Genomic DNA, 1,802 nt, shown 5'->3' with positions numbered 1-1,802 from the left:
AGCCGGCAGGCCCGGCGGGGAAAAGCGTCCCGCCAGGCCTGCCGGCTTCGACCAGCCTAAAGCACCCGAACCCATGTCAAATCGGGCCTCTGCGGTGCGCTGCGGGTCCGTTGTGGATTGGGAAGTGGCCCGTGGGCGGTGGGCGGTAGTTCGTGGCCCGGGCGGTGGTTCGTGGCCCGGGCGGTGGTTTGTGGCCCGTGGTTTGTGGCGGTGGGGTCAGCGTCGGGGAGCGAGCTCGGGGCGTTCGGCCTTCGTCACGTAGTCGGACACGTCGACGGACCGTTGCGGCTTGCGCGCCAGTGCCTCCTTGATCGGCACTTCGAGTCGGCGCTGCTTCGCCGCGTCGCGCTCTTCGCGACGTGCCGCGAACTCGGGCATGACCTCGGCGGCGAACAGCTCCAAGGCCTCGCACACGTGCTCGTGCTTGTTGGCCCCGATCTGCGCCTGGAAGATGATCTGGTCGACGCCCGCGTCCTCGTAGGCTCGGATGACGTCGGCCAGTTGCTCGGGCGTGCCGATGCCGCGGCGCAGGGCGGCGCGTTCGGCGCGGGTCTTCGGGTCCATCGAGGCGAGCGCGGCGTCGCCCAGGTCGCGCACGAACCCCAACTGGTGGCGCATCCGCTCGAAGTCCGCCGTCACGTCGGTGACACCGGGGCGGTGCTTGCCGTTCACGTAGTAGTGCATGAACGAGTAGGCGAAGAAGTAGGCGCCGTCCAGACCGCGGTCGAGGGCCACCTCTTCGTCCTGATGGCACATGAACGGCAGCACCAGCGCGAAGTTCGGGTTCACCGAGAAGCCCATCGGCAGGCACTCGTCGGAGGCCAGCGTCTCGTAGTAGGCGTCGACCCGTTCCTTGGCCTGCTCGGGGGAGATGAAGGCGAACGACAACGCGCCCATGCCGTTGCGGGCCGCGGTCTCCACGGTCTGCGGGCTGCTGCACGCCACCCACATCGGGGGGTGCGGCTTCTGCTTGGGCTTGGGCAGGACGTTGCGCGGCGGCAGGTCGAGGAACCGGCCGTTGTGCCCGGTGAACGGCGTCTCGGTGAGCAGGCGGGTGATGACCTCGACGGCTTCCTCCCACTGTTCGCGCTTGGTCTCGCGGTTGACGCCGAACGCTTCCAGCTCCAGCTGCGTGCTGCCCTGCCCGGTGCCGAAGTCGACCCGGCCGCCGGAGATGAGGTCCAACGTGGCCAGGCGTTCGGCCACCCGGACGGGGTGGTTGACGCCGGGCGGGAGCGACACGATGCCGTGCGCGAGCCGGATCCGTTCGGTGCGCGCGGCGGCGGCGGCCAGGAACACCTCGGGCGCGGACGAGTGGGAGTACTCGTCCATGAAGTGGTGCTCGGTTTCCCAGGCGTAGTCGAAACCGAGCCGGTCGGCCAGCACGATTTGGTCCAGCGACTCGTTGAGCATCCGCTCTTCGCTGTCCTCGGCCCAAGGCCGGGGAAGCTGGTGGTGATACAGGAGCCCAAATCGCATGACCATCCCCATTTCGTTCGGGAAGAAACCTGTCGTCCGCTCGCTTCGCCCCGAAGTATTCGGCCGCCCGAGGGCCACAGCAACCATTACCGCCCCGGTCTCTAGGACATCCGAACAGTTAGGGGTGACTAGGGGAGCCTCCACCGGTCCACCACACCCCACCCGCCCACAACGGCCCCGCAGCGCGTCCACCGAGTCCACTTGCCCCAACCGCCGCACAACGGACCCGGAACATCCGCACCTAGGCCCGATTTGACATGGGTTCGGGTGCCATAGGCTGGTCGAAGCCGGGCAGGCCTGGCGGACGCTTTTCCCGCCAGGCC

Annotated in this window: 1 protein-coding gene; it reads right to left on the bottom strand. The window is 68.4% G+C overall.

The genetic code is table 11. From position 1 onward, the window contains the following. Positions 1-216: 216 nt before the first annotated feature. The gene (locus tag ABTZ99_RS44870; protein ID WP_498776787.1) at positions 217-1,479 is read right to left on the bottom strand and encodes an LLM class flavin-dependent oxidoreductase; all 1,263 of its coding nucleotides are present in this window, start codon (positions 1,477-1,479) and stop codon (positions 217-219) included. Positions 1,480-1,802 lie beyond the last annotated feature (323 nt).

It is taken from the genome of Actinosynnema sp. NPDC002837 (assembly GCF_040295345.1).
Classification (GTDB): Bacteria; Actinomycetota; Actinomycetes; order Mycobacteriales; family Pseudonocardiaceae; genus Actinosynnema.
The sequence above is the reverse complement of the archived record's forward strand: the minus strand, read 5'-3'. Positions and strand labels throughout refer to the sequence as shown.